This window comes from Kouleothrix sp. 19917 (assembly GCF_057073505.1).
This window is the reverse complement of the sequence record NZ_CP097099.1, coordinates 1,692,162-1,719,105: the sequence shown is the minus strand read 5'-3', so window position 1 is coordinate 1,719,105 and position 26,944 is coordinate 1,692,162. Positions and strand designations below refer to the sequence as shown.

Here is a 26,944-nt window from a genome sequence, read left to right as displayed (position 1 = left end):
TTGCAGGTTGCCCCGTAGTGCAAACTGCCGACTGCCAACTGCCAACTGCCAACTGTTCAGTTCTGTGATTCTCAGTCTGGGCGTATAGCAATACGGCCTTCGCCGGTTCCGCCGTTCTGCCCTTCTCGGTCCTATCGCAATCGTTAATCTAACACGGATCTAACATACTTTATGCTATACTGCCCCTGACGTATTACGATCGTGTAATGCGACACCCACGGGGGCAGAATCATGCGATTAGAACGGTTTACCGACAAGGCGCAGGAAGCATTTCAGGAAGCGCAGGAAATTATGCACGAGCAGCACCACACGCAGCTCGACGTTGAGCATATTTTCCTGGCGATGCTGCGTCAGCGCGACGGCTTGACCAACCGGGCGCTCAACCGTCTCGGCGTCGATACCGATACCATCTCGCAGCGCGTTGAGCGCGAGCTTGAGAAATCTCCAAAAGTGTATGGCCAGTATGGCTATGGCAACCAGGTCTATATCACCCCGCGCACCCAGCGCCTCGTCAAGCGCGCCGAAGAAGAAGCTGCGCGCCTGAACGACCAGTATGTCGGCATCGAGCACCTGCTGATCGCGATCAGCGGCGAGCGTGAAGGCGCATCGTCGCGCATTCTGAACAGCTTCGGCATCGATCAGGAGCGCGTCTACCAGGCGCTGATGGACATCCGGGGCAGCCAGCGCGCCGACAACCCCGGCGCCGAGGGTCGCTACGAAATCCTGGGCAAGTATAGCACCGACCTGACTGAGCTGGCCAAGCAGGGCAAGCTCGACCCAGTGATCGGTCGCGATTCCGAAATTACCCGCGTGATCCGCATTCTCTGCCGCCGCACCAAGAACAACCCCGTGCTGGTGGGCGAAACCGGCGTCGGCAAAACCGCCATCGCCGAGGGCCTGGCCCAGCGCATTATTTCGGGCGATGTGCCGCTGCCACTCAAAGATCGCAAGCTGCTCGCGCTCGACCTGGCCGGCATGGTCGCGGGCTCGAAATTCCGCGGCGAGTTCGAAGAGCGCCTGAAGGCCGTGATGGAAGAAGTGCGCGCCGCCCAGGGTCAGGTCATCCTCTTTATTGATGAGCTGCACACCGTGGTGGGCGCGGGCGCGGCCGCTGGCTCGATCGACGCCTCGAATATGCTCAAGCCCGGCCTGGCGCGCGGCGACATGCAGGTCGTTGGCGCAACCACCATCGACGAATACCGCAAGCATATCGAGAAAGACGCCGCGCTGGAGCGTCGTTTCAGCCCGGTGTTTGTGGAAGAACCCGATGTCGAAACCACGATCGAGATGCTGCGCGGCCTGCGCAAGCGCTACGAAGAGCACCACGCGCTGACGATCTCCGACGAGGCAATTGAGGCGGCGGCACGCCTTTCCAGCCGCTACATCGCCGACCGCTTCCTGCCCGACAAGGCAATCGACCTGATCGACGAGGCCAGCGCCAAGCTGCGCATCGACATTTACTCCATGCCGGCCGACCTGCGCGAGCAGGAAAGCGAGCTTGAAAAGCTCCGCCGCGAGGAAGAAGATTCGGGTGCGCGCCGCGACTACGAGCGCGCCGCCACGCTGCGCGCCCGCTTCCTGGCGCTTGAGCAGGAGTTCAGCACCGCGCGCGACGCCTGGCTGAAAACCTCGAACCTCGACGAAGTGGTGGATGAAGAAGATGTCGCCGCGATTGTCTCGAACTGGACCGGCGTACCCGTCAATCGCATGCTCGAAACCGAGCGCGAAAAGCTGGTGGACATGGAAGCGCGCCTGCACGAGCGCGTGATCGGCCAGCACGAAGCGATTGTCGCGCTGTCCGACGCCATTCGCCGCGCGCGCAGTGGCCTGAAAGACCCCGGCCGCCCGATTGGTTCGTTTATCTTCGTCGGGCCGACCGGCGTGGGCAAAACCGAGCTTGCCAAAGCGCTGGCCGAGTTTATGTTCGACAGCGAAGACGCCATGACCCGCGTGGACATGAGCGAATTCCAGGAACGCCACACCGTCAGCCGCCTGATTGGCGCGCCGCCCGGATACGTTGGCTACGACGACGCCGGGCAGCTCACCGAGAGCGTGCGGCGGCGGCCCTACCAGGTCGTGCTGTTCGACGAGATCGAGAAGGCGCACCCGGATGTGTTCAGCACGCTCCTGCAGGTGCTCGACGATGGCCGCCTGACCGACGGCCAGGGCCACACCGTCGATTTCCGCAACACCGTCGTGATCATGACCTCGAATGTCGGCACCGAGCACGTGCGCCAGCAGAGCATTGGCCTGGTGCGACAGCACGACCGCAATGCCGAGGATGCCGCCCGCGAGCGCGTGCTTGAGGCGCTGCGCCAGGCGTTCCGGCCCGAGTTCCTGAACCGCATCGACGATATTGTGGTCTTCCAGGCGCTCACCGAAACCGAGCTGACCCAGATCGTCGATCTGCTGGTGAACGAAGTGGCCGATCGCCTGCGCGAACAGGGCATGGGTTTGCAGCTTTCGACGGCGGCGAAGGCGCTGCTGGTGCGCGAAGGCTATGTGCCGGCCTACGGCGCTCGCCCGCTGCGCCGCACCATCCAGCGTATGGTCGAAACGCGCCTGTCGCGCGCGCTGCTCAAGGGCGAGTTCAAGAGCGGCGACACGATTGTGGTCGACGCGAACGGCCGCGAGCTAACCTTCGACAAGCGCGAAACGCTGGAGCTGGGCCACAAAAAGCCCGCCGAGCCGCTTGGCGCATAAACTGGTACGAAGAACCCCTTCTCTCGTTTTGGGAGAAGGGGTTTTTTCTTGCCTTTCGAATGGAAAACTATCTACAGATTGAGCAGAATCAGGACCCAAGAGCCGCTCAAACCAGAACGAGCTTGGCGTTTTGAGAATAGAATCGCTATAGAATCTTTCGTTTTCTGCGTAATCTGCGTAATCTGCGGATCAAAAACCCTTTCCCAATCGGCAGCAATGCCGCTGTTCACCCTACACCGCGCTTGCCATCGAAGCCCGGGTGGCCAATGATCTGGGTCACTGCATCGCCGACAATATGCGCGTGCGACGACCATTCGCGCAGCAGACCGGGCGCGCTCCCGTCGGCTTCATCCAGCTCGATCTCGGTGATCGAGCAGTTGCGGCTGGGGTGGCGGATCAGCGATTCGAGGTCGATGTCGCGGCAAATATCCTTGATCGTGAAGGTAAAAATGCCGCCATGGCCGACAATAATCACCCGCTGGTTGTGGCGGCCAGCCAGCGCCAGCCCGAGCCCGGCGCGCATGCGCCCAAGCAGGGTATGGTAATCTTCGCCCTCAGGGAAGCGCAGATCGGGCTGGCCAGTGAGCCACGCGCGCACAATGCGGTCGTGCTCGACCCAGTCGTCGTCGTTGGGCGGGCGACCTTCCAGCGCGCCAATATTCACCTCGCGAAATTCTTCGACGATAGTTGGCGCAAGGCCTATTGCCTCGCCAATAATTGTGGCCGTTTCGACGGCGCGCTTGAGCGGCGAAGCGTAGATCGCATCGATTGGCTTGCCGCGAAAAAAGGCCGCCGTCTGCTGGGCCTGCAGCACGCCCTTGGGCGTGAGCGAATAATCGACTTTGCGATGCGAAAACTCGCGCGTGAGGTTGGCAGTGTTTTCGCCGTGCCGAACCAGATAGATAGTATTCATGGGTGTGTGCTTTGCTCCTGATCTCCCTTCAGCCGGTCTTTCTAGCAATACTTTTCAGATAAGGCAGCCAAGAACGATTACCACGAAGAATCGAAGGCACGAAGAGCATAAGCATGCTATAAAATCTTGCAGTCTTCGAGTCTTTGTGGCTATTTGAAAAGTATTGGTCTTACTATACCACCGCTGAGCCGCGCGGGTTTCGTGAATTAGCACACAAAGTTTGGTTGACGCCCCCCAGCGCCGCCGCTATAATGGAGCGCGAGCGCGCCGTGCGCCTGAGATTTGAGAAAGCAGAACCATGACCGATACTGTGCTGACTATCAAGCTGTGCGAGCCCGACGACACCCCGCTGATTGTCCCGATGATCCAGGCGCAGGTTGCCGCCTCGGGCCGCGAAGCGCCCGACCCGGATGCGCTGGCGGAAATTGTGCACGCCCTGCTGATCAGCCAGTTCAGCGATTTCGTGCTGGCCCAGATTGGCGACCGCAGTGTTGGCGTGTTGCAGATCAACTACCGCCTTTCGACCTGGGAGCTGGCCGCCTACGCTGTGATCGAAGATTTCTACCTGACGGCAGAAGCGCGCGGGCAGGGCATTGGCACGCGCATGCTCGACTACGCCTGCGCGCGGGCTGAAGGGCGTGGCGCGGCATTCATCCAGGCGGCGGTGCGCTCGGGCGACCGCGCGGCCAAGCGCCTGTACGAGGCGTTTAGCTTCAGCGCCAGCACGAACGACCTGTGGCGCAGCGCGCTGCCTCTGGGCTGCGCAGTTGATTTCGACGCCCCCGAAACCGAAACATCATCGGAAGAGAGCCATTCATGAGCGATAAACGCGCGGCCGCTGGGCGGCCACAGCGCGGGCGCGGCACGCCCACCAGAAAAAGCGGCGTGCCCATGACCGCATTTTATGTCATCCTTGTGCTGATTACTGTGGTGGGCGTGGGCGTGCTGCTGAGCAACACCCAGACCCTGCGCGACAGCGCGCTCCAGGATGCAGCCAGCCGCCAGCGCAAAGTCGTCAGCAGCATCCCGCTGAGCAGCCTGCCCGCCCGCGGCGACGCCAATGCCCCGGTGACGGTGGTGGAATTTGCCGACTTCCAGTGCCCGGCCTGCGGCACCTTCTACTCGACCATGGAGCCGGCGCTGCTGAAAGATTATGTCGATACCGGCAAGGTCAAATTCCTCTTTCACGACTTCCCGCTGAGCCAGCACGCCAATGCCGTGCCCGCCGCCGAGGCTGCGCGCTGTGCCGGCGACCAGAACGCATTCTGGCCGATGCACGACCAGCTGTATGCCACGCAGGCGCAGTGGGAAAACAGCACCGAGCCAAACGTGTTCTTTGCCGGGCTGGCCGATGGGCTCAAGCTCGACCGCAATGCCTTTGCGGAATGCGTGAACAGCGGCAAGTACACCGCCGCCGTGAAAGCCTCCTACGATGCTTCGCTGAAAGCGGGCGTGAACCAGACGCCGACCTTCACCATCGACGGGCAGCCGCTCAACGCGAACCAGCTGCGCGGCGCGATTGATGCCGCGCTGGCCGCCAAGCAATAAGCCAGGCGCGGCGCGGGCCATAACCCGCGCCGCGCTCGTTTGTGCCGCACTATGACAGAATACTCCCCTTTCCCACGCATGGCGATCGCCATTATGGCGCTGCTGGGCCTGCTCGACGCGGCCTACCTCTCGCTGGAGCGCCTGACCGGCGGCGCGCTGGTCTGCCCGGTCGGCGGCGGCTGCGAGGCCGTGCAAAGCAGCGCATACGCTAGTATGCTGGGCGTCCCAGTGGCATTTATTGGTGTGGCGGGCTATGCCGCGCTCCTGCTGGCTGCCCTGCTATCGCTGAACATGGAAGCCGTGGCCGGCGTGCGCCTGGCGGATGTGCTGCTGGCGCTTGCCAGCGTTGCGCTGCTGGCCGGCATCTACTTCAGCTACCTGCAAGTCGCCGTGATTGGCGCGATCTGCTTCTGGTGCGCCATCGCCGCCCTGCTCGACCTGGGCATCTGGCTGGCAGCCTTGTTCAACTGGCGAGCAGCCCGGCAAGCCGAAGCTGCCGGCGCGTGAGCAAGGCCGATGCGTTGACATTCGCCCAAGCTGGCTCTATAATGCATCGGTTTTCACAAAGTTTCCCGTCATGGAGGCAAAGAAGCTGTGCGTAGTCGAGATGCAACCCTACTCGTTTTAACCCTCATTGTTACCGGGCTCGCGCTCTGGATCGACTTCGCGCCCGATAATCGCTGGCTCAACCGCGACGTCCGAACGCGTCTGGGGCTTGATCTGCAAGGCGGCACGCAAGTGCTGCTGCGCGCACAAGAGCCCAACGTGGCGCGCGATGTTATGGAAACAGCCGAGCAAGTGGTTGATCGGCGCGTGAATGGCCTGGGCCTGAGCGAAACGATTGTTCAGCTCTCGGGCAACGATCGCATTATTGTCGAGCTCCCGGGCGTGACCAACCCCGAGCAGGTGAGCGAGACGCTGCGCGGCACCGGCAAGCTTGAATTTATTGCCAATGTCGATGGCCAGGGCTTTTCTGGTGCCGACGCGCCCCAGCAGGGCTCGATCGTGCGCACCAGCGGCAGCCCAACGCCTCGCATTCGCTCAACCACACCAACCAGCAGCACCACCGAGCTATCGTCAACGGCGGCGCTTTCCAACACGCTGACGACCGGGCCGGTGTATGCGAGCATCACCGACGGGCGCGACCTCAACACCAGCCAGGTGCAGCCGCAGTTCGGCAACAACCAGACGCCAGGCGCCAGCCAGTTTGCGGTGGGCTTTGCCTTCAACGGCAACTCGGCCTCGCAGCTCGAGCGCTTCACCAGCCAGAATGTTGGCCGCCTGATGTGCATCGTGCTCGATAATGTCGTGAATAGCTGCGCCACCATCCAGAGCGCGCTGATCGGCGGCAGTGGGCAGATCACCACTGGCACCCGCGCCGAGGCCGAACGCCTCTACACGCAGCTGAAATACGGCGCGCTGCCAGTCTCGCTGCAGGTCGAATCGAGCCGCACGGTGTCGGCAACGCTCGGCCAGGACTCGGTGAACGCAAGTTTGCTGGCCGGCGGGGTGGGCCTGATCATTGTTGCGCTGTTTATGATCCTCTACTATCGGCTGCCGGGCGTGCTGGCAACGGTGGCGCTGCTGATCTACACCGCGATCAGCTTTGCGCTGTACCGCCTGATCCCAATCACGCTGACGCTGGCGGGCATTGCCGGCTTTATTCTCTCAATCGGCCTGGCAGTCGACGCAAACGTGCTGATTTTTGCGCGTTTGAAAGAAGAGCTGCGGCGCGGCAAATCGCTGCGCGCTGCAGTCGAAGCTGGCTTCTCGGAAGCGTGGCCCGCCATCCGCGACTCGAACGCCTCGACGCTGATCACCAGCGCGATCCTGTTCTTGTTCGGCAATAGCTTCGGTGTGAGCATTATCAAGGGCTTCGCGCTGACGCTTGGCCTGGGCATTCTGGTGAGTCTGTTCACGGCAATCACTGTTACGCGCACCTTCCTGCGCCTGATTGTGCCGCTGCGCATGGCCCAGAATCCCTGGATGTTCGAGCTCGAATCCGCGCCCGGCCTTGAGCGCGAACGCGAACGCGAGGCAATGGCCTGATACCAATAGCTTTCAAGTAAGGCGGCAAGAAACGATTGCCACGAAGACTCGAAGGCACAAAGGGCGCGAGGATGCTGCCAAGCCGTTTGTTTCACTTCCTGCCGCCTGGCCCGACAAACCACCAATAAGCATAGACGTGGAGTAGCGCACATTATGGAGAGTATCGTTCGCCATCGCTATATCTGGTTCCTGATCTCGCTGCTGATCATTATTCCGGGCGTGGTCTTTCTGCTGATGCCCGGCGGCGGTTTGCGCCCCAGCATCGACTTTAGCGGCGGCGCGCTGTGGGAATTTCAGTTCCCCGGCAAGCAGGCCAGCGACCTCAACACCGACGAGGTTGCCGCAATCTTTGCGCAGCAGGGTTTTGAAGACGCCAAGGTGCAGCTCAGCACTGTGACCACGCAGGGCGCTTCCTTCCCGGCTGTGCTGGTGCGCACCAAGTCGCTTGACGCCAACACCGGCGAAGAGCAGCAGCGCAATGTGCTGGCCGCCCTGCAGGCAAAATATGGCCAGGAAACCCGCCGCGAGCAGGTGCAGAGCGTTGGCGCAACCGTCAGCCAGGAATCCACACGCAGCGCGGTGATTGCCGTGCTTGGCGCTAGCCTGGCCATTCTGATCTACCTGACGCTGGCATTCCGCAAGGCCCCTCACCCGATCCGCTACGGCGTCTGCGCAATCGTCGCCATGCTGCACGACGTGCTGGTGGTGCTGGGCGTCGCCGCGATTATGGGCTACTTCTTCGGCCTGGAGGTCGACGCGCTGTTCCTGACCGCGCTGCTCACCATCATCAGCTTCTCGGTGCACGACACGATTGTGGTGTTCGACCGTGTGCGCGAGAACCTGATCCACGCCCGCTCGGGCGAACCGTTCGACGAGATTGTGAACCACAGCATTGTGCAGACGCTGCCGCGCTCGATCAACACACAGCTGACGTCAATGTTCACGCTCACCGCGCTGCTGCTGTTTGGTGGTGCCAGCATCTTCAATTTTGTGCTGATCCTGCTGCTCGGCCTGATTAGTGGCACCTACTCGTCGATCTTCAACGCCGCGCAGCTGCTGGTGGTGTGGGAGCATCAGGAGTGGCGCAACTGGTTTGGCCGCGGGCGCAGCGAGCAGGCAGCCGCCTAGCTCTGCCGCGTAGTTTGGCACAATTTCCCTCTACGTAAGAGCGAAAGGCGCACGTGGCCCTGATGCTGCGCCTTTCGCTTTTTTCGACCGCAAGGAGGCGCGATGAGCGAGCGCATGCTACGCTGGCTGCCCTTTGGTGGCGAACCCGAGCAAGAAGAGACGTCGAGCGCCAGCCGGGTGGCAACGGGCGGCGGCGGCGAGCCAGTCTGCATTGGCACGGTCGATGGGCCGCTGCGCGCCGAGATCGCCCGCACCTACCTTGAGCAGGCTGGCGTCACGGTGCACCTGCGGGCCGAAAGCGCCAGCAGCCTGTATGGCGTGGTGAGTGGGCCGTTGGGCGTAGTGCAGCTGTGGGTGCCCGCCACCGAAGCCGAGGAAGCGGCGCGCCTGTTCGGCGAGCTTGATTTCGGCACCGACTAGCGCGGGCGACTGACGCGCTCGACATCGGTGCGCGCCCCCAGAACGATCAGTGTGTCGCCTTCAAGCAGCCGCAGATCAGCCCGCGGGCTGACGACGATTTCGCCATTGGCACGGCGCACTGCCAGCACCGTGATGCCGGTGGTCTGGCGCAGTTGCGCATCGCCCAGCGACATGCCATTCAGCCACGAGTCGGCGCGAATGATCATTTCCTCCAGCCACATCCCCAGCTCTTCGCTATGCACCAGTACGTCGAGGAAATCCATCACGGCCGGGCGCAGCGCGTGGCCGGCCATGCTGCGGCCACCCAGGATGTAGGGTGAGATCACGCGGTTCGCGCCGGCAATGCTGAGCTTATGTTCGGCCTCGGCAGTTGCCGCCCGCGCAACAATAATGAGCTGCGGGTTGAGCGCGCGCGCCGACAGGGTGATGTAGACATTGGCGGCGTCGGTTTGCACGGCGGTGAGCAGCGCGCGGGCGCGTGTGATGCCGGCGCGCTTCAGCACCTCGTCGTCGGCAGCGTCGCCACGCACAAACAGGTAGCCCGCTTCGCCAATACGCTGCAGGCGCTGTTCTTCGTTATCGATTACCACAAAGGGCTGATTTTCGGCCTTGAGCTGCTGGGCAGTTTCGCGGCCAACCCGGCCAAAACCGCAGACAATGAAATGCTCTTTCAGCTGCGCAATGCGTTTCTCCATCGAACGTCGCCTGCTTCTGTCAAACTGATTTTCGATCAGATTTTGCGCCAGCGCGCCAACCAGGTAGTAGAGCGTGCCAACGCCCATCGCAATCAGCACGATTGTGAGCAGCTGGCCGGGCGTGTCGGAAGGGCGCAGATCGCTGAAGCCAAGCGTTGAAACGATCAGCACAACCGTGTAGAGCGCCTGGATCGCCGACCAGCCCTCGATCAGCATGAAGCCAACCGTGCCAACCAGCACCACCCCCGCCAGCAAGGCACACCCCAGCTGCATTCGCGAGTTGCGTATTACCATGGCGCAGCCTCTGCCCAGTTACCCGTTGCTCGTGGCTATTGTACGCGATTCTAACGGACGCCGCACGGTTGTCAAGCCAGCACCCCTATGCTAGAATATGCCGTTTTGATGCGCCAACGACCTACAATTCTCTTTGTGACTGCACTCCTGATCGTGCTGGTAGCGGGCGCAAGCGCGCTGGCCTGGCTGGCCGGTCGGCGCGAAGCGCAGTGCCTGCCCGTGCCCGTGCTGGGCGGCGAGTTGCTGCCAAACGCCAGCCTCGCGCCCGACGCGGCCGCGCCAACCGTGGCGGCGCAGTGGGCATTCCACACCAGCAGCGGCGCTGAGCTACAGCATCCCAGCCAGGGAAAAGGTTTTGATCTCGATGGCAACGACCGCGCGCTGCAGCTGATTGGCATTGCAAATTATGTCGAAACGCCAGCCATGAATGTGCGTGCCGGGCGCAGCTACTGCTTCAGCGGCGCGGCGCTGACCGACCAGCCCAGCAAAGGCGCGACACGCGTGCAGCTGCAGTTTCGCTGGCTCGACGCAGCGGGCGGCACGGTTGCAAGCTCGCAGAGCGATTGGCAGGCGGTCGCGCTGTGGCAGCCCGGCGCGGCAGCCTGGTCGCCGCTGCGCGCCGCATTTGCGGCGCCAGATGGCGCGGCCCAGCTGCGCGTGCGCATCCAGCCCGCCGCCGACAATCGGCTCTACCTCGACGCCATGCACGTGCGCGCGATCAGCGCGGCAGCGCCCGAAACGCCGGTAGCGCAGGTTTCGCCAGTGGCGCTGCGGCCCTGGCCGAAGGGCGCGCAGGCGGCGCTGTCGTTTTCCTTCGACTGGGAAACAACCATGGGCGGGCTGATCCATTCGCGCTCGCTCGCCGCCGACGACCCAAACAACGCCCAGGATCCACGCGAGCGCGGCTTGCGCATGCGCCAGGGTATCACCACCACGCTTGAGCTGTTTCGCAGCTACGACATCCGCGCAACATACTACGCAACCGGGTATAATTTCCTTCATGGCAACGCCGAGCGCCGCACCTTTCTGGGCGGCCCGACCTTTGCCTGGGCCAAAACCGAAAATGGCTGGAAAAGCGACTGGTCGAAACGACCGTGGTTCAGCACCGACCCATACACGGCGCTGCCGGCCAGCCCGGATTATTATTTTGCCGACCTGATACCAATGCTGCAAGCTGCCAGACACGACATTCAAACCCACACCTTTAGCCACCTGTATGGCGGCTACGCCAGCCCCGCCGAGTGGCAGGCCGATTTCGAGGCGTGGCAGCAAGCTGCTGCCGCGCAGGGTGTCGCGCCGGCGCGCTCGCTGGCATTTCCGTGGAGCAGCAGCGGCGGCATGAGCGACGCCGACTGGCAGGTGCTGGAGCGCGCCGGCATAACTTCGGTGACGCGCACCAACCGCAGCCAGAGCCAGTACCAGCTGATGTCGCCAAGCAGCCCATACTGCGCGCCAGTGCCGGGGCATGAGACGATCCTGGCCTGCCCGGATTTCTACCTGACCACCAGCAGCGCCGATCAGGCGCTGGCCCTGCTCGACAGCACGCGCACTGCCGCTGGCATGATCGACCTGTGGGCGCACACCGAAGAAGTAACTTCGCCCGAACAAGTCGCTGCGTGGGCGCGCGTGGTGCGCCGCGCCGCCGAGCTGCGCGACGCCGGGCAGCTGTGGATCGCGCCGCTGGCCGAAATTGCCGACTGGCAGCAGGCGCTGGCGCACGTGAACATTACCGAATTGCCGCCCGCCGCTCATACACAGGAACGTGCCCCCGCCGTGAATATTCGCATCACAAACACTGCTACGCGCGACCTCGCAGGAATCACGCTCGCCCTGCCCTTTGCGCCAGGCAAGCTCCTTGCCAATGGCGTGGCCAGCGCGCCCTGGTTCGCCGCGAACGGTTCCGACCTGACCATGACGCTGCGCGCTGGGCAGACGGTGGAGGTACATGCATGGCCCGTCTAGCCCTTCCCAATGGCTGGGCCAGCGCGCTCGCGCGCCAGCGCGGCCCACTGCGCACCTACCAGTGGCTGTGGCTGCTGCTCTGCACCGCTGGCGCGCTCCTTACCGCCGCGCCGCGCATTCTTGCGCAGCCGGTGATCTTCACCACCAGCGCGAGTGTCGCCGCCGATGCGCGCCACCGTGGCGGGCTGTTTACCGCCCAGCAGCCCAACGCCGATTACTACGCCGTCGAATCAATTGCGATTGAGCTGCTCCGGGCGCTCAGCGACGGCACTTCCCCGCGCTACCCCACGCTTGGCTCGCCCACGCTTGGCGCGCGCTACGAGCCGCAGGCCGACGGCAGCATTCGCGTGACGGCGGTTGCGCCCACACCGGAACAAGCCCAGCGCCTGGCCGACGACGCTGCCGAAGCCATGGCCCGCAGCATTCGCGCTGCTGGCGGGCGCGAGGTTTTTCGCGTGCTGACTGGCTCGTACCTTGTCAACGCGCTGGAGCAGGGCGCGCCGCCGGCCACATCCTTCGAGGCGCAGCTGCGCACAATCTTCCTGAACTCGGCATTCCCGCTCAGCAAGCCACCCGCCCCCGATACGCGCCGGATCACGCTTGAGCAGCTCGATGCCGAAACGCGCAGCGACCTTGCGCGCGCGCTGGAAGTGCGCGACGTCGAGCTGAGCACGGTCGATCTGCCCGCGCTGCAAGCACGCATCCGCGCCGCCGGGCTCAACTGCCGCGCCGAACTGGCCGCCCGTGGCGATCAGGCCGCCGCCGACTGCCAGACCGAGACGCACCTGATCACGGGCCTCGATGCGATCCGCCGCGCGCTTCAATTGCTCAACGCGCCTTTCGACCCTGCCCAGCAGTCGGGCGTGTATCGCAGCGCCGCCGCGCCCACAGGGGGCGAAATCCCGCGCTACACTGCGCCGCTGCTGGCGCTGGCTGCTATTGTGGGGCTGGTGTTTGGCGGCGCAGGCGTGGCCGTCGACCGCAGCGCCGGCGTGATGCGCAAAGTACGCGAGCTGTGGGCCTACCGCGAGCTGATCATCAACCTGGTGCTGCGCGACATGCGCGTGCGCTACAAAGGCAGCGCGCTCGGCTACCTGTGGACGCAGCTTGCGCCGCTGCTGTTGATGCTGGTGTTCTGGTTCGTCTTCAGCCGCCTCTTGTCGTCCACAATCAGCATGTTCCCGGTGTTCCTGATCATCGGCCTGCTGGCGTGGAACTTCACAAACGAGGCGGTGGTTGGCGGCGCGCGCAGCATTATCGACAGCGCCAGCCTGATTAAGAAGGTGTTCTTCCCACGCGAAGTGCTGCCACTGGTCAGCGTGCTTTCGAGCCTGCTCAACTTCCTGCTTTCGCTGCCCATGATGCTCCTGCTCATGGCTGCCGTGCAGCTTGGCACGCTGGGCCGCCTGAACTTCGCGTGGACGATAGCCTACCTGCCGGTGCTGCTTGTCATCCAAACCATGCTGCTCACTGGCCTGGCGCTGCTGATGAGCGCGCTGGCAGTGCGCTTCCGCGATTTCGTACACCTGATCGGCATTCTGATGCAGTTCTGGTTCTTCCTGACGCCAGTGGTTTACGCGATCGAGTCGTTCAATAGCACGGTTTTTGGTATTCCGCTCGCCGTCGCGATTCGCTGGATCAACCCGATGGCGTCGCTGATCGAGTTTTACCGCGAAGTGCTCTACGGTCAGGCTGTGTCGGTGCCGAATATCCCAACGCCCGGCCTGCCCGCGCTCACCAGTGTGCTGCGCGTGCTGGTGACAGCGGTGAGCATCCTGGCGCTGGGCTACTGGTTCTTCCAGCGGCGCAGCGGTTCGTTTGGGGAAGATATTTAACCCATGACCAACGTGATTGAGTTCGAAAACGTCAGCAAGCGCTTTGTGATCAATCGCGAGCGCGCCGACACCATTCAGGGGCGCTTTGCGCGTATGCTGCGCCGCGGCAGCAGTGTCGAAGAGTTCTGGGCGCTGCGCAATCTCGATTTCCGCGTGAAGAAGGGCGAAAGCCTGGGCCTGGTGGGCCACAACGGCGCGGGAAAAAGCACCGCGCTCAAGCTCATGACCCGCATTCTCGAACCAAGCAGCGGGCGCGTGAGCATGAATGGCCGCGTGGCGGCGCTGCTCGAGTTGGGCAGCGGCTTCCATCCCGAGCTGAGCGGGCGCGAGAATGTGTTCCTGAATGGCTCGCTGCTCGGCTTCAGCCGCCGCGAGATGCGCGCCAAGCTGCCCGAAATCATCGAGTTTTCCGAGATTGGTAATTTCATCGATATGGAAGTCAAGCACTACTCGTCGGGCATGTATACGCGCCTGGCCTTCGCCGTCGCCACCGCTGTCGACCCCGAAATTCTGATTACCGACGAAGTGCTGGCGGTTGGCGACGAGTCGTTTCAGCGCAAGTGCATGGATCGCATCTACCGCTTCCGCCAGCTTGGGAAAACGATCATCTTTGTGTCGCACGCGCTCGATACCGTGCGGGCACTCTGCGACCAGGCGGTCTGGCTCGATCACGGCACACCACGCGCGGCTGGCGCGGCTGGCGAGGTGATCGACGCCTACCTGGCCGATGTGAACCGCCGCGAGCAGGAAAAAGCCCTGGGCCAGTCGTCTGCCGCCGAGGAAGGCGTGGGCAATCGCCACGGCACGCGCGAAGTCGAGATCACGCGCGTCGAGCTGCTGGATGGCGCGGGCCAGGAACGCCTTGTGTTTCAAACACACGCGCCTGTGACCGTGCGCATGCACTACCACGCGCACCAGCGCATCGTGCGGCCCGTGTTTGGCATGGCCATCCACCACGAGAATGGCGTGTGGATCTATGGGCCAAATACACACTTCGATAATGTCGACATCCCCGAAGTATACGGCGAAGGTTATGTCGATTTCATTATTCCACAGCTACCATTGCTGGCCGGTCGCTACCTGATCAGCGCCGCTGTGCACGATCAGAGCGAGCTGCATGCCTATGATGTTCACGACCGGCGCTTCCGCATGATTGTGCAGAGCGACGATGTTCGCGATCGTTATGGTATGTTCGCCATTCCGCATCGCTGGCACTGGACTGCCACAGACGAGCAGCAGCCAGCTGCAAGCCCGCAGAAGTAGCACATCGTTATGTCCGAGCGCCGCCCGCATATTCTGTTTGTCAGCAGCGACATTGTGGGGCCAGCAATGGCCGGCCCTGGCATCCGCGCCTGGGAGCTGGCCCACGCCCTGGCAGCGCATGGCCCGGTCACGCTGGCCGCGCCCGACAGCGCCACCCCACCGCCCAGCACGATGGTAGAGCTGTTTCCCTACCACTTCGGGCAAGCCGGCGCGCTCCTGCCAGCCCTCGCCAGCGCCGACGCGATCGTCGGGCAGGGTTTTGCGCTGGCCTACCACCCCGAGCTCCTAGCCAGCGAGCTGCCCATCGCGATCGACCTGTACGACCCACTGATCATCGAGGGGCTCGATCTCTACGCCGGGGCAGACCTGGCTACTGCCGAGGCCCAGCATGCGCAGTATCAGGCGCTTACCGAGGCGCAGCTGTGGCGCGGCGATTTCTTTTTCTGCGCAACCGAGGCGCAGCGCGACTACTGGCTGGGCGCGCTCACCGGTGTGGGCCGGATCAATCCGCGCATTGCACGCATTGCCGACCGCGACCTGCGCGAGCTGATCGATCTGGTGCCTTCGGGAATTGCCACCACTGCGCCAGCGCGTGCGCGCGTGCCTGCCTTGCGCGGCACGCACCCTGCGCTTGGCCCCGATGATGTTATGGCGCTGTGGGCTGGCGGCCTGTGGGATTGGTTCGACCCACAGATTCTGGTGCGCGCCGTGGCTGCGCTGCGCGACGAATGCCCGCGTCTGCGGCTAGTGTTTTTTGGCGGGGCACGGCCCAACCCGCATGGCGAGCCGTTTACCACTGGCAAGCGCGCCACCGCCGAGGCGCTGGCCGCCGAGCTGGGCGTGCTCAATCAGAGTGTGGTGTTTCTCGACCGCTGGGTGCCCTACGCCGAGCGCGGCGCGCTGCTGGCCGAGGCCGATGCAGGGGTTTCGGCGCACCTGCCGGGCCTTGAAACGCACTTCGCCTTTCGCACGCGCCTGCTCGATTACCTGTGGGCGCGCTTGCCCGTCCTCTGCACAGCCGGCGACAGCCTGGGCGAAACATTTGCCGCCGCTGGCTGCGCGCAGCTGGTGCCGCCGCACGACCTGCAAGCCTGGATTGACGCATTTCGCACACACTACCACAAAGCTGCAGCACGTGACACCATGCGCGCTGCCGCCAGCACGCTTGCCGAACGTTGGGCATGGGAACAGGTCGCACAGCCATTGATTGCGTTTTGCGCAAAGCCGCGCCGCCTGCCAGCGATCACGCCCGCCGCCGATACCCGCGTGGCTGAGCTTCAGGCGGCACTTGATGAGCGGGGGCGGTATGTGGCGCATGTCGAGCAGGAATATCAGCGCGCTGTGGCAGGCCTCCAGCAGCACGAGCGGGGCATTATTGCCCGGCTTCGGAGCCAGCTGGGCAGACTACGCAAGTAAAATTGGACGCGGAAAACGCAGACTAGGCGGAGAGGACGAGTTGCATTGGACGTGGAAAACGCAGTCGACGAGGAAAACTATTTATAAAACTTGCCAGGTCACTGATGATTTTCGATGATTCGTAAACGCTTTGCGTTTAAATTCGGGCTTTGGTCCAAAGTTTAGCAACAGCCCAACTTCATAAGGTGTGGCTCGCAGGTAATTTAATAGCTGCGCTTCGTGACTGTCAACGATCTGCTGGGCAGCTTTGAGTTCAACAATCACGCAATCCTCAACAAGTAAATCAGCAAAATATTCCCCTACAATTTCGCCTTCATAAAACACAGCAATTTTAGCTTGCTGCTCGACTTTCAAACCAATACGCCGCAATTCAAGCGATAGTGCATTCTCATACACTTTTTCTAGAAAACCATATCCCAGGCGATGATAGACCTTTTTGAAAAACGCATGAAGAATTTTATCAGTGATATCGGCGTATTTAAGCTGCTCATTGTTGTGCATTGTTCGACCCTGCGTTATGCTAATATATTGATAGCATAATGCAGCTTCATTACCACACTACTCTGCTTCTCATCCGCGTTCGCCTGTGTGCAGGCAACTTCATTAGCACACTCACTCATATTCTCATCCGCGTTCGTCCGCGTTCGCCTGCGTCCAAATCAACCAGCGTTCGTCCGCGTCCAAATCAACCAGCGTTCGCCTGCGTCCAGTCACATTGCGCGCAGCCGCTCAGCAATCACTCCCACCCCACGCGACCACGGCCAGCGCTCGGCTTCTTCGCGCGCCGCGCGACCTAGCGCCGTTCGCTCGTCGGGGTTGCGCACTGCGCGCCGCAGCAATTCCACCAGCGCGTCTTCGTCGGGCACCGCCCACTGGGCATCGCGATAGTGCAGCGCATCGCTGCCGGTAGGAGCAAGGCCACGGGTCGGCAGCGGGTAGCCATTCTGCGCATTCAGGAAGGTCGTCGGCGCGCTCCAGTCGGTGGCGATTGCGGGCACGCCACAGGCCATTGCTTCCAGAATAGGCATGCCCCAGCCTTCGCCACGGCTCGGCAGCACAAAGCAATCCACGCTCTGGTACAGCTCAACAAGCTGCGCGCCACTGAGCGGCTGGTTGTAGATCAGCCCGATCGGCGCGTGCGGCCTACCGAGCGCCGCGCTTAGCTCGCGCACCGGGTTTGGCAGCGGCATGCGGCAGTCGATCTTCAGCAGCAGCAGCACCGGGTCATTCGGCGCAAAAGCTGCGCGCCAGGCGCGTAATAACACATCCCAGCCTTTGCGCTCGCCCCACTCAAACACCGACAGGAAGATCGTGCGGTCGCGCAGCCTTGTGCGCGGGGCAGTGGCAGGCCGGAATCGTGTTGCGTCGACGCCGAGCGGGACGACATGCACCGGCGGGCGCACGCCACTGGCGCGAAACACATCCGCGCCCCAGGCGCTGGGCGTCCACAGCTCGTCCATCTGGTTGGCCTGCTCGACCCAGTTTGCTGGCAGGCGGTCGGTTTCCAGCATGGTAAAGCCAATGCGGTAGCGCCCGCTATTCTTGCTGAAGCGGTCGCCCGGCGCATACACCACCTGCGGCGCATCAAGGCGCAGTGGCCCGGCCTGCAGCTCGCGGATGCGCGGATGCATACCGCCAGCCTGCACCTGTTCGTCATAGTCGGTGCCGTAGAGGTAGAGCGGCCGCACCGGAATGCCCAGCGCATCGAGGCCGAGCACATACGCCAGCGACGAGCCACTGTAGCCGGTGAGCGCGGCAAAAGAGGAATGCCAGGTCAGCATAGTGCTCCGAGCTACTGCTGTGCGAGATGATCTTCGATGCGGCGGCGCGCGCTGCGTTCTTCGTCGAGCTGCACCACCAGGCTGTCGGCCAGCCGAACCAACGTGGCGTGCGTGGCATTGAGCTGCGCCAGCTCGGGGCCGAGCAGCCACCAGGCCAGGCGGGTGCGCAGCCGCGCCAGCAGGCCACGCGAGGGCGGCGGGCGCAAGGGGTATTGCGCGTGCAGATCGGCCAGCTGCTGGGCCAGGTATGGGTCGCCCAGTGCCACGTTCGTCAGCGTTGGCAGCGCGTCGAGCGGCGAGGCGCGATCGGCCAGCGCGCGCTCGACGGCGGCCAGCAGCGGCTCGCCTTCTGCCGCCGGACCAACCGAAAACAAAGAGGAATGTTCAGAATTCTTCATCGGGAAGCTTTCATAGGCGGCCCGCCTTTGTCAATGCGCGGGCGCTATGCTAGAATAGCCCGGTTTGCGCACGCCGCGTATCATACCATTAAATCGGCGTTTGCCCGCAGAGGACAGCCATGGACGATACAACCCGCAATATAACCATCAAGCAGCTTGATGATGTATGGCATGTAGCGCCGCGCCCGCACACAACACCCAACTCGCTTCTAAGCCCAGCGAAAGCGTTTGTTTCCACCGCAACATATCAGCTGATCGGCAGCCTGATCGAGCAGCAAAATGCGTGTAATGCTGCACTGGTTCATGCTTGCCAGGCGCTGGCAGCGAGCGATGATCAGCGCCAGAATGAGCTGCAAAACCAATTGCACAATCTGCAAGTTCACCTGCAAAATTTCAATGTGCAGGTTATGAATGTTGCCCGCCGCGCTGAACTGATCGAGCAGCACCTGGCCGATATCGACGCGGCCGAAACGGCACTGGCCGCGCGCCTGGTGCAGCTCGAACTGCGCCTGAACGAGCGCGAGGCGACGCGCGCATGAAGGTTGCGGTTGTCATCCCGGTGCGTAATGGCGCGGCCTTCCTGCGCGCCTGCCTTCGGTCGCTGCTGGCACAGGAATACGCACCCTTCGCCATCGTCGCAGTCGATAACGGCTCAAACGACGGTAGCGCTGACCTGATTGCCACCGATTTTCCCCAGGTGCAGCTGGTGCACAGTGCTGAGGCGCTGGGTTTTGCTGGCGCGGTGAACTGCGGCATTCGCGCCGCGCTTGAGCATAATGCATTGCTCGACGCGATTGTGGTGCTGAACCAGGATACCGAGGCGCAAGCGGGCTGGCTGGCGGCGCTTGTTTCCCCACTGGAGCACGATCCTTCGGTTGGAATGGTTGGCAGCCAGGCGCGCTTTCCCGATGGCACGGTGCAGCACGCTGGCGCGGAGCTTCTGTGGCCGCTGGGCTATGGCCGCAACATTGGCTATGGCGGGGCACCAGCCGATACAGTAAGCACCGAGCCGGAATATGTCGCTGCCGTGGGTGTGGCGCTGCGCTGCGCCATGCTCGACGCAATCGGGCTGTTCGACGAAGGTTTCAACCCGGCTTATTTCGAAGATGCCGACCTGTGCCTGCGCGCGCGCGCGGTCGGCTGGCGCGTGGTCTATGAACCCAGCGCCGTGCTGACGCACCACGAAGGAGCGCGCGCCGCCGCTGGCGACTACGGGCACGCCGCGCTGATCGAGCGCAACCGCCTGCGCCTGGTGCTCAAGCATATGCCCGCCGCGCAGCTCCTGGGCGAGTTTCGCGCCGCCGAAGAGCGCCAATTGGCCGCGCGCCTGCACGACGGCAGCGCAAGCGTGCTGCGCCGCGCCTATCTCGACGCACTGCTGATGCTGCCCGCGCTCGCATCCAGCGCGCCCTGGCGCGAGCAGGCCGACGCTGTTGCAGCACTGTTCACCGATTTGCGCGCCCGCGCCACACACACAGGCCGCCAGCACCAAACAGCCGCGCCCGCTCGTGCAGTTGCGCCTGCCCACGCGCCCCGGCCCGATCCGCGCCCGGCCGAGTTGCCGCCTGTGGCGATTGTGATGCTCACCTGGAACGGCCTCGACTACACGCGCGCCTGCCTCGACAGCCTGCGCAGCCTGACAGAAGGTGTCGACTACCAGCTTGTAGTGGTCGATAATGGCAGCACCGACGGCACGCGCGAGTACCTGCGCACGCTCGACTGGATCACGCTGATCGAGAACCCAACCAACGAGGGCTTTACACGCGGTAATAATCGCGGCTTCCTGGCAGCCTGGCGCAACGCCGACATCCTGATGCTCAACAATGACACGCTGATTTTGCACGCCGACTGGCTGGCGCGCCTGCGCGCCACTGCGCACAGCGACCCGGCAATCGGGATTGTCGGCTGCAAGCTCGTGGCACCCAATGGCCGGCTGGCGCACGCCGGTACCTACATGCTTACCGAGGCGCTGTGGGGCTGGCAGGTTGGCGGCAATGAGGAAGACATTGGGCAGTTCCCCGGCGTGCGCGCGGTCGAGGGCGTAATTGGCGCGTGCATGTACATCCGCCGCGACGCCTTCGACGCAATCGGCCCGCTCGACGACCAGTTCTTTTCGTACTACGAAGATACCGACTACTGCCTGCGCGCCACCGAGCTTGGCTACACGATTGTGGTCGATGGCACAGTGCGCGTGCTGCACTACGAGAATGTCAGCACCAAGCTGAACAACGCCAACTTCTGGAAGATGTATGGTGCATCGCAGGCGATCTTTCGCGCAAAATGGGAAGAGTATTACCGCCGCAAATACACGCATCACCTGCTCTGGCACGCCCAGGTCAGCGCGCCCAGCGGCTACGCCGTGTCGTCGCGCAAGCTCGCGCTGGCGCTGGACGAAAGCGGTGTAGACGTGCGCCTGGCTTACCTGTACGGCAATGCCTATGCCGAAAAGAGCAGCGGCGACCCGCGCATCGAGCAGATGCGCCAGCGCGCCCGCGATACCAGCCTGCCGCAGGTGCTGTATGGCCCCGGCGACATGTTCCACAAGAATAGTGGCAGCTACCGCATTGGCTACACCATGCTCGAAATCGACGGCCTGCCCGACGAGTGGGTGCGCCAGGCCAACCAGCTCGACGAGATCTGGGCACCGAGCCACTTCAACGCCGAAACGTTCCGCAACAGCGGCGTGGCCCGGCCTATCCACGTTGTGCCGCTCGGCGTCGACCCAAACTACTTTCACCCGCAGATTGCCGCGCGCCGCATGAGCCAGCGCTTCACCTTCCTGTCGGTGTTTGAGTGGGGCGAGCGCAAAGCCCCAGACGTGCTGCTGCGCGCCTTTCATGCCGCGTTTGGCCCGCGCGACGACGTGGTGCTGGTGCTGAAAGTCGATAACCGCGACCCCGACATCGACGTTGCGCGCGCAATTGCCGATCTGGGCTTGCCCGCCGACAGACCGCGCGTGGCGCTGCTGTTGAACCAGGATTTGCCGGCCTACCAGCTTGGCAGCTTGTACCGCAGCGCCGATTGCTTTGTGCTGCCCACGCGCGGCGAAGGCTGGGGCATGCCCATCCTTGAAGCGATGGCGTGCGGGCTGCCGGCGATCGCCACTGACTGGAGCGCGCCTAGCGACTTTTTGCGCGAAGGCATCAGCTACCCACTACGCGTGCGCGATCTCGTGCCGGCGGTGGCGCGTAACCCTTACTACGCTGGTTTTTCCTGGGCCGACCCCGACTTCGATCATTTGGTGTACCTGCTGCGCCATGTATACGAGCAGCGCGAGGAAGCCCGCGCTGTGGGCGCACGCGCCGCCGAGATTGTGGCGCAGGAATGGACGTGGCAGCGCGCCGCCACAAAGATACTCGCCCGGCTTGATGCCATTGGAGATTAAAAGATCACTGAAATGAATCATACGATCGTCTGGCAATCGCGTTGGGGCATCCCAACCAGCTATGCAATCCATTCCGAAGAAATGGCATTGTTACTCGATTCGTTGGGAGTGGAAGTCATCCATCGCCCCACGCCCTGGCCCGTCCCGGCGCGCATCAAGCACCCGGTGCTGCAAGCAGCTGCCGCCCGCCCATTGCGCGACGATGTGCCGCAGATCAGCTACGACCAGGCTGATCTGTTCTACACGGCGCATCCAGGCTATAAGATCGGCTACACAACGCTTGAGGTCGACGGACTACCCGCCGATTGGGTGGCAGCCTGCAATGCCATGGACGAAGTGTGGACGCCCAGCCGCTGGGGGGCGGAAATCTTCGCGTCCGCCGGGGTAACGCGCCCGATTCGCGCAATGCCACTCGGCTTCGACCCGGCGCGCTTTCACCCGGGCCTCCCCGGCCGGCCTGTGCGCGACCGCTTCACCTTTCTGTCGATCTTCGAGTGGGGCGAGCGCAAGGCTCCCGACCTCTTGCTGCGCGCCTACAATGCCGCCTTTGGCCCCGACGACGACGTGCTGCTAATCATTCGCACCAATAATTTCGATGGCGATGTGGATGTCGGCCGGCAAATCAACGATCTGCACCTACCGCACCGTGGCCCGCCCGTAGCGCTGCTTTTGAACCAGCAGATTGCCGCCGCCGAGCTTGGCAGCCTGTACCGCAGCGCCGACTGCTTTGTGCTGCCTACGCGTGGCGAAGGCTGGGGCATGCCACTGCTTGAAGCAATGGCCTGCGGCTTGTCGGTGATCACAACCGACTGGAGCGGGCAGACTGAGTTTATCAACCCCGACCTTGGCTTCATGGTGCGCGTGCGCGCACTCGTTCCCGCCGAGGCAAAATGCGAGTATTACACCGGCCTGCGCTGGGCCGAACCCGACTTTGATCACCTGGTGGCGCAGATGCGCTATGTCTACGAGAATCGCCAGGCCGCCCAGGCCGTTGGCGCACGCGCCGCTGCACATGTGGCTGAACATTTCACCTGGCGGCACACCGTGGAGCGTATTGTAGCACGACTGGAGGAGCTCTAATAATGCGGATTGGTTTCGACATTTCGGTGCTGCGGATCGCGCAGGCCGGCGTGCTTGAATACACCCATGCCCTTCTGGCCGAACTGCTGCGCATCAGTCCCGAGCATTCGTGGACGCTGCTCGATGTGCTGCCGCTCAACCCGGGCCGGCCAATGCAGGCGCCATCAACCCTGTTCGACGCACCAAACAGCCGTGTGGTGCGTGTATCGGCCTTGCAGCGCGGCTACCTGAGCATGCTGCCCGGCGCGCGCACGGGCCTGGCCCACACCCTGGCCGAACAGGCCGATCACGCGCTTGACCGCCCATGGGAATTCGCTGCGGTTGGCGCGGTGGGCATGCAGTTGCGCGCCGCGCTTGGCCGCGCCGATGTATTCCACTGCTCGGATCAGTTTCAGTATATGCCGCCGCGCGGCGCGGCCGTGCTCACCATTCACGACCTTACGTCGCTCTCGCACCCCGAATGGCATGTGAGCGATACCACCACCATGCACGGCGGCAAAGAGCGTTTCGCCGCCACGCGCGCCACGCACCTGATTGCAGACTCTCACGCTACCAAGCGCGATGTCGAACAATACCTGCACGTTCCGGGCGAGCGCATCACTGTGGTGCATGCTGCTGCCGGTTCGCAGTTTCGCGCATACCCGCCCGATGCTGTGCAGGCAGCGCTCGACCGCTATGGCCTGCAGCGCGATGGCTACCTTCTCACGGTTGGCACACTGGAGCCGCGCAAAAATCATGTGGGCTTGATTGACGCCTACGCCCGCCTACGCGCCGCGCTCGCCGCCGAAGGGGTAGAAGCGCCGCCGCTGGCGATTGCCGGCGCACGGGGCTGGAAGTTCGAGGATATCCTGGCCGCGCCCGAACGCGCCGGCGTAGCACCACATGTGCGCTGGCTCGGCAAGGTACCCGCCGCCGATTTGCCGCTGGTTATGGCTGGTGCGGCAGTGTTTGTATACCCATCATTCTACGAGGGTTTTGGCCTGCCCGTGCTCGAAGCGCTGGCCTGCGGCGCGCCCACAGTTTCCACCAACACAAGTTCACTGCCCGAAGTGATGGGCGATGCTGGCCTGTACTGCGACCCGCTCGACACCGAGAGTATTGCCCAGGCCCTGAAAACACTACTGAGCGACGCGGCCCTGCGCGCCCGGCTGCGGCAGGCAGGGCCGGCGCGCGCCGCCCAGTTCTCGTGGGAACGCACGGCACGCGAGACGCTTGCTGTGTATAGCAAGGCTATTCAGGCGACCCGTTGATTATTGCATAGTTTCCGCAAATGCGTCATTGTGAGATAGCTATGAATGTGAGCAAAGTATATAATTCAAGGGATGTGTCGCAATGGATCTGCGAAACGCTATACCTCAATATGCTCGACTACAAAAGGATCGCCCGCAAAGCTCAAGGTTTCCGCTTCTTCTTTTAGGAGCAATTATTTCACTTCTGCTTAGCACCCTCCTTCTCAGCGTCATCTACCTCATTCCCTTTACGCAACAGTTCGATATGAGCGCGCGCCCGGCTTTTCTTGATGGCTTGTATCCGGTTGAGCGTAATTCGCAGTTTGCATATGCCTATTCGGATGGCAATATAGAAGCGAACTGGCCGAGTATTGGGTGTGGCAATTTTTTAGTGACGCTTGAATTAGGTGCGCCTGCAGGAAAAGAGATTACAAAAGCGACGTTTATCATACACTCAATGAGTAATGATCTTGGTGCTGTTAGTTCGGTGCGCCGGTTCCAGATCCTTGTCCCAACCGATACACAATGCAATCTGCAATTCCAAATAGTAAGTAATGGCCAGAAAATATCAGACGATCCGCGCACATTAGGGGTATTCATCAAACAAATTGCTATACAATCAGTATCGCCTGCAACCCCGCCCGCTCATATCATAGCTACCAGTTTCGTGGGAATTATTGTCTTTCTCATTTTCATTGGCCTGATCTTCTCATTCGGCCGGAACTTGTGGTTATGGCTTGTACCCAGCCTTGCACTCGTCACACTCATAGGCTGGTATACCCGTAACGACCCAACATTCGATAGCTCAGGTATCGATCGATTTTTGTTTTTTAGTTGCGCTATCCTTGTTTTTAGTTCACTGTTTGTCTATGGTCAAAAACATCTTCGCAGCACCAGGCTCACATATCTTCTGGTGAGTACATCGTTCATTATCCCTATTGTGATCTTCCTGTGGCACGTTTCGCTTCACTACAATTTCATGATCGATGACACATATATCTCGCTCGTTTATGTAAAAAACTTTTTGCATGGCAAGGGATTAACGTTTAATGGGACGTATGTGGCCGGGTATTCGAACTTTTTGTGGGTGATCATCATTTCTTTCATCGGGATGAGCGGTGCAGATCTTTTGCTGATTGCAAAACTCCTGGGAATAGCGTGTGGTCTTGGTATTATGCTCCTGCTTCCGTTTTTGAGCCAACGGTACTTAGGAAACATCACCACAGGGCTGATCGCAGCGCTGCTTCTAGCATTTGCAAGCCCGTTTATTGTATGGTCGGTGGCAGGGTTAGAAACGACCGGTTTTGCACTACTCCTGCTTGCTTCCATCTTGCTCATTATTGCAGAAGAACAACACGGTAGCATTGCCTGGTCGGGGGTGGCATTGCTTGGGCTTGCGCTAACACGCCCGGAAGGCATTGGCCTGGTAGTTGCGCTCCAGGCAATGCGCCTGGGCTGGTACTGGCTGGCGCGCAAAGGCCAATGGGAACGGCGCGCGTTTTTAGGATTAGCCGCGCCATTCGTTGGCTATGCCGTTTTTGTGTGCTGGCACACTTACTACTATGGCTACCCACTCCCAACAACGGTATATGCGAAAACAGGTGATCTTGTCGATCAGATCACCAAAGGTGTAGCGTATCTTTCTGTATGGTTCCAGCAAAATCGCTTCGTTTATGGGCTTGCTCTTTTAGGCACACCTTTTTTGCTTATACGACAACCGCGCTTTGCAAACGTATTGCTGGCAGGAACAATTGCAGCATATTTTTTCTTCATTGTAGCGTCTGGCGGCGACTGGATGCCAGCACATCGATTTGTTATCCCTGTTCTGCCATTGATTTTCCTCATGCTTGGGCAGTTGATCGTGTCGTTAAGCAATTGGCTGTCACGGCTTCGCCCAGTAGTTGGTACGGCACTGCTCGTGTCTCTTACGTTTTGGGCAACGAATAGTACCTGGCAATCTTCGAATAATGAATACACATACTTACGGACTATTGCTCATAATGTTGAGATCACCAATGAAATTGGCAGGCGGGTTGGGGAAATTGCCCATAGTGACGATACGATTGCCTTAATCGACGCAGGAGCAATACCATTCTTTACTGATGCGCATATCATTGACATGATTGGGCTCAATGATAACCACATTGCCCATCTGCCAGGCGGATTTCTGAGCAAATATGATAACGGCTACGTACTGGCGCAGGAGCCCACCTATATTCATATGCATCTGGGTCACTACGCGAATAGCTGGGCACCAACCGATTTTATTGGCAGCTCGGCGCTTTATTATTCAGCAGAGTTTCATCAGTATTACGAACAAACCAGCGAAATACCATATATTTTCAAGCGCAGACAGCAGCCGTTAACTGATGATCGTGTCGCAACCTTCTACGGTGCGAACTACCAGGCGAAAGTACCTCGCTCAGTTACAGCGAACACAAGCATTCTATTTCCAATCACTCTCGTCAATAATGGATACCTGCTTTGGCAATCGCATTCCCTCGATGCACCCTGGGGTGCAGTGCGGATTGTAGCGGAATGGCGCGATACCGCAACCGGGCGCACGATTTCTACGAGAACGATCACGCTGCCACGAGACGTTCTTCCAGGTGAGCAGCTATCATTTGATATACGGCTGCAAGCTCCCGCAGCTGCGGGTACATACCAGCTACGCCTCGATCTCGAACGCACACTCATGTATCGCTTTTCGGACAAGCAGGTGCCACCCTGGGAAGAGGTTATAAAAGTGCAGTGACGTACCTGTTCCCAGTAATCCGATCTACTCCGAATTGTTATTACAGCAGCACACAGCCTGACATCGCCATAACACACAATTATTTCACCT

21 protein-coding genes are annotated in these 26,944 nt (G+C 61.5%); 16 read left to right on the top strand and 5 right to left on the bottom strand.

Annotation, left to right across the window (positions count from 1 at the left end; genetic code table 11):
* Positions 1-231: 231 nt before the first annotated feature.
* Entirely contained in the window at positions 232-2,703 is a 2,472-nt protein-coding gene (locus M1P90_RS07065) for an ATP-dependent Clp protease ATP-binding subunit (protein WP_483701900.1), read from the top strand.
* A gap of 226 nt (positions 2,704-2,929) precedes the next feature.
* Here the strand turns inward: M1P90_RS07065 and M1P90_RS07060 are convergent, their stop codons facing one another.
* Entirely contained in the window at positions 2,930-3,616 is a 687-nt protein-coding gene (locus M1P90_RS07060; protein WP_483701899.1) for a histidine phosphatase family protein, read from the bottom strand.
* Between the two features lie 298 nt (positions 3,617-3,914).
* Here M1P90_RS07060 and M1P90_RS07055 point away from each other — a divergent pair, with 298 nt between their 5' ends.
* From M1P90_RS07055 to M1P90_RS07030, 6 genes are all read left to right on the top strand, one after another.
* Complete coding sequence (locus M1P90_RS07055) at positions 3,915-4,436, top strand: N-acetyltransferase family protein (RefSeq protein ID WP_483701898.1); 522 nt, start codon at positions 3,915-3,917, stop codon at positions 4,434-4,436.
* Positions 4,433-5,164, top strand: a complete 732-nt coding sequence (locus tag M1P90_RS07050) for a DsbA family protein (protein ID WP_483701897.1) — start codon at positions 4,433-4,435, stop codon at positions 5,162-5,164. Before M1P90_RS07055 ends, M1P90_RS07050 begins: the two co-directional genes overlap by 4 nt.
* Before the next feature lie 51 nt (positions 5,165-5,215).
* On the top strand, positions 5,216-5,671 hold the full coding sequence (locus M1P90_RS07045; RefSeq protein ID WP_483701896.1) for a vitamin K epoxide reductase family protein: 456 nt from the start codon (positions 5,216-5,218) through the stop codon (positions 5,669-5,671).
* 87 nt (positions 5,672-5,758) lie between these two features.
* Positions 5,759-7,213, top strand: a complete 1,455-nt coding sequence (gene secD / locus M1P90_RS07040; protein ID WP_483701895.1) for a protein translocase subunit SecD — start codon at positions 5,759-5,761, stop codon at positions 7,211-7,213.
* 153 nt (positions 7,214-7,366) lie between these two features.
* Positions 7,367-8,341: a protein translocase subunit SecF gene (gene secF, locus M1P90_RS07035; protein WP_483701894.1), complete on the top strand. Its 975-nt coding sequence runs from the start codon at positions 7,367-7,369 to the stop codon at positions 8,339-8,341.
* Positions 8,342-8,443: 102 nt separating this feature from the next.
* On the top strand, positions 8,444-8,761 hold the full coding sequence (locus M1P90_RS07030; RefSeq protein ID WP_483701893.1) for a putative signal transducing protein: 318 nt from the start codon (positions 8,444-8,446) through the stop codon (positions 8,759-8,761).
* Here M1P90_RS07030 and M1P90_RS07025 read toward each other — a convergent pair.
* The gene (locus tag M1P90_RS07025) at positions 8,758-9,750 is read right to left on the bottom strand and encodes a potassium channel family protein (RefSeq protein WP_483701892.1); all 993 of its coding nucleotides are present in this window, start codon (positions 9,748-9,750) and stop codon (positions 8,758-8,760) included. The genes M1P90_RS07030 and M1P90_RS07025 overlap by 4 nt on opposite strands.
* Positions 9,751-9,858: 108 nt before the next feature.
* Between M1P90_RS07025 and M1P90_RS07020 the strand changes: the two genes are divergently transcribed.
* From M1P90_RS07020 to M1P90_RS07005, 4 genes are read left to right on the top strand one after another with little or no spacing between them, the layout of a single operon-like run.
* Positions 9,859-11,712 carry a polysaccharide deacetylase family protein gene (locus M1P90_RS07020; RefSeq protein WP_483701891.1) on the top strand — a complete coding sequence of 618 codons (1,854 nt, stop codon included), beginning with the start codon at positions 9,859-9,861 and terminating at the stop codon, positions 11,710-11,712.
* Positions 11,700-13,547: an ABC transporter permease gene (locus M1P90_RS07015; protein ID WP_483701890.1), complete on the top strand. Its 1,848-nt coding sequence runs from the start codon at positions 11,700-11,702 to the stop codon at positions 13,545-13,547. Before M1P90_RS07020 ends, M1P90_RS07015 begins: the two co-directional genes overlap by 13 nt.
* A gap of 3 nt (positions 13,548-13,550) precedes the next feature.
* On the top strand, positions 13,551-14,810 hold the full coding sequence (locus M1P90_RS07010; RefSeq protein WP_483701889.1) for an ABC transporter ATP-binding protein: 1,260 nt from the start codon (positions 13,551-13,553) through the stop codon (positions 14,808-14,810).
* A 9-nt stretch (positions 14,811-14,819) separates the two neighbouring features.
* Entirely contained in the window at positions 14,820-16,226 is a 1,407-nt protein-coding gene (locus tag M1P90_RS07005) for a glycosyltransferase (protein ID WP_483701888.1), read from the top strand.
* Positions 16,227-16,307: 81 nt separating this feature from the next.
* Here M1P90_RS07005 and M1P90_RS07000 read toward each other — a convergent pair whose 3' ends face one another.
* The 3 genes from M1P90_RS07000 to M1P90_RS06990 all read right to left on the bottom strand — a co-directional run bounded on the left by M1P90_RS07000 (position 16,308) and on the right by M1P90_RS06990 (position 18,405).
* Positions 16,308-16,727, bottom strand: a complete 420-nt coding sequence (locus M1P90_RS07000; protein WP_483701887.1) for a GxxExxY protein — start codon at positions 16,725-16,727, stop codon at positions 16,308-16,310.
* A gap of 209 nt (positions 16,728-16,936) precedes the next feature.
* Positions 16,937-18,007, bottom strand: a complete 1,071-nt coding sequence (locus tag M1P90_RS06995; RefSeq protein ID WP_483701886.1) for a glycosyltransferase — start codon at positions 18,005-18,007, stop codon at positions 16,937-16,939.
* An 11-nt stretch (positions 18,008-18,018) separates the two neighbouring features.
* Positions 18,019-18,405 (bottom strand): hypothetical protein, encoded by a 387-nt coding sequence (locus M1P90_RS06990; RefSeq protein WP_483701885.1) that lies wholly within the window; start codon positions 18,403-18,405, stop codon positions 18,019-18,021.
* Positions 18,406-18,524: 119 nt separating this feature from the next.
* Between M1P90_RS06990 and M1P90_RS06985 the strand changes: the two genes are divergently transcribed.
* From M1P90_RS06985 to M1P90_RS06965, 5 genes are all read left to right on the top strand, one after another.
* Positions 18,525-18,944, top strand: coding sequence for a hypothetical protein (locus tag M1P90_RS06985; protein WP_483701884.1), 420 nt, complete (start codon positions 18,525-18,527; stop codon positions 18,942-18,944).
* A complete protein-coding gene (locus M1P90_RS06980; protein WP_483701883.1) occupies positions 18,941-21,790 on the top strand; it encodes a glycosyltransferase in 2,850 nt (949 codons plus the stop codon). The genes M1P90_RS06985 and M1P90_RS06980 overlap by 4 nt, the downstream gene beginning before the upstream one ends.
* Before the next feature lie 12 nt (positions 21,791-21,802).
* Positions 21,803-22,870, top strand: a complete 1,068-nt coding sequence (locus tag M1P90_RS06975) for a glycosyltransferase (RefSeq protein WP_483701882.1) — start codon at positions 21,803-21,805, stop codon at positions 22,868-22,870.
* Between the two features lie 2 nt (positions 22,871-22,872).
* Positions 22,873-24,120 carry a glycosyltransferase family 4 protein gene (locus M1P90_RS06970; RefSeq protein WP_483701881.1) on the top strand — a complete coding sequence of 416 codons (1,248 nt, stop codon included), beginning with the start codon at positions 22,873-22,875 and terminating at the stop codon, positions 24,118-24,120.
* An 82-nt stretch (positions 24,121-24,202) separates the two neighbouring features.
* Positions 24,203-26,854: a hypothetical protein gene (locus tag M1P90_RS06965; protein WP_483701880.1), complete on the top strand. Its 2,652-nt coding sequence runs from the start codon at positions 24,203-24,205 to the stop codon at positions 26,852-26,854.
* Positions 26,855-26,944: the final 90 nt, after the last annotated feature.

Bases quoted from the DNA above. Each gene is read 5' to 3' on its own strand.
- M1P90_RS07045 (WP_483701896.1), top strand. From the start codon at position 5,216: ATGACAGAATACTCCCCTTTCCCACGCATGGCGATCGCCATTATGGCG.
- M1P90_RS06970 (WP_483701881.1), top strand. From the start codon at position 22,873: ATGCGGATTGGTTTCGACATTTCGGTGCTGCGGATCGCGCAGGCCGGC.
- secF (WP_483701894.1), top strand. From the start codon at position 7,367: ATGGAGAGTATCGTTCGCCATCGCTATATCTGGTTCCTGATCTCGCTG.
- M1P90_RS07060 (WP_483701899.1), bottom strand. From the start codon at position 3,616: ATGAATACTATCTATCTGGTTCGGCACGGCGAAAACACTGCCAACCTC.
- M1P90_RS06980 (WP_483701883.1), top strand. From the start codon at position 18,941: ATGAAGGTTGCGGTTGTCATCCCGGTGCGTAATGGCGCGGCCTTCCTG.
- M1P90_RS07050 (WP_483701897.1), top strand. From the start codon at position 4,433: ATGAGCGATAAACGCGCGGCCGCTGGGCGGCCACAGCGCGGGCGCGGC.
- M1P90_RS07065 (WP_483701900.1), top strand. From the start codon at position 232: ATGCGATTAGAACGGTTTACCGACAAGGCGCAGGAAGCATTTCAGGAA.
- M1P90_RS07025 (WP_483701892.1), bottom strand. From the start codon at position 9,750: ATGGTAATACGCAACTCGCGAATGCAGCTGGGGTGTGCCTTGCTGGCG.
- M1P90_RS06965 (WP_483701880.1), top strand. From the start codon at position 24,203: ATGGATCTGCGAAACGCTATACCTCAATATGCTCGACTACAAAAGGAT.
- M1P90_RS07020 (WP_483701891.1), top strand. From the start codon at position 9,859: ATGCGCCAACGACCTACAATTCTCTTTGTGACTGCACTCCTGATCGTG.
- M1P90_RS07030 (WP_483701893.1), top strand. From the start codon at position 8,444: ATGAGCGAGCGCATGCTACGCTGGCTGCCCTTTGGTGGCGAACCCGAG.
- M1P90_RS07005 (WP_483701888.1), top strand. From the start codon at position 14,820: ATGTCCGAGCGCCGCCCGCATATTCTGTTTGTCAGCAGCGACATTGTG.
- M1P90_RS07015 (WP_483701890.1), top strand. From the start codon at position 11,700: ATGGCCCGTCTAGCCCTTCCCAATGGCTGGGCCAGCGCGCTCGCGCGC.
- M1P90_RS06990 (WP_483701885.1), bottom strand. From the start codon at position 18,405: ATGAAGAATTCTGAACATTCCTCTTTGTTTTCGGTTGGTCCGGCGGCA.
- M1P90_RS06985 (WP_483701884.1), top strand. From the start codon at position 18,525: ATGGACGATACAACCCGCAATATAACCATCAAGCAGCTTGATGATGTA.
- M1P90_RS06995 (WP_483701886.1), bottom strand. From the start codon at position 18,007: ATGCTGACCTGGCATTCCTCTTTTGCCGCGCTCACCGGCTACAGTGGC.
- M1P90_RS07010 (WP_483701889.1), top strand. From the start codon at position 13,551: ATGACCAACGTGATTGAGTTCGAAAACGTCAGCAAGCGCTTTGTGATC.
- M1P90_RS07055 (WP_483701898.1), top strand. From the start codon at position 3,915: ATGACCGATACTGTGCTGACTATCAAGCTGTGCGAGCCCGACGACACC.
- M1P90_RS06975 (WP_483701882.1), top strand. From the start codon at position 21,803: ATGAATCATACGATCGTCTGGCAATCGCGTTGGGGCATCCCAACCAGC.
- M1P90_RS07000 (WP_483701887.1), bottom strand. From the start codon at position 16,727: ATGCACAACAATGAGCAGCTTAAATACGCCGATATCACTGATAAAATT.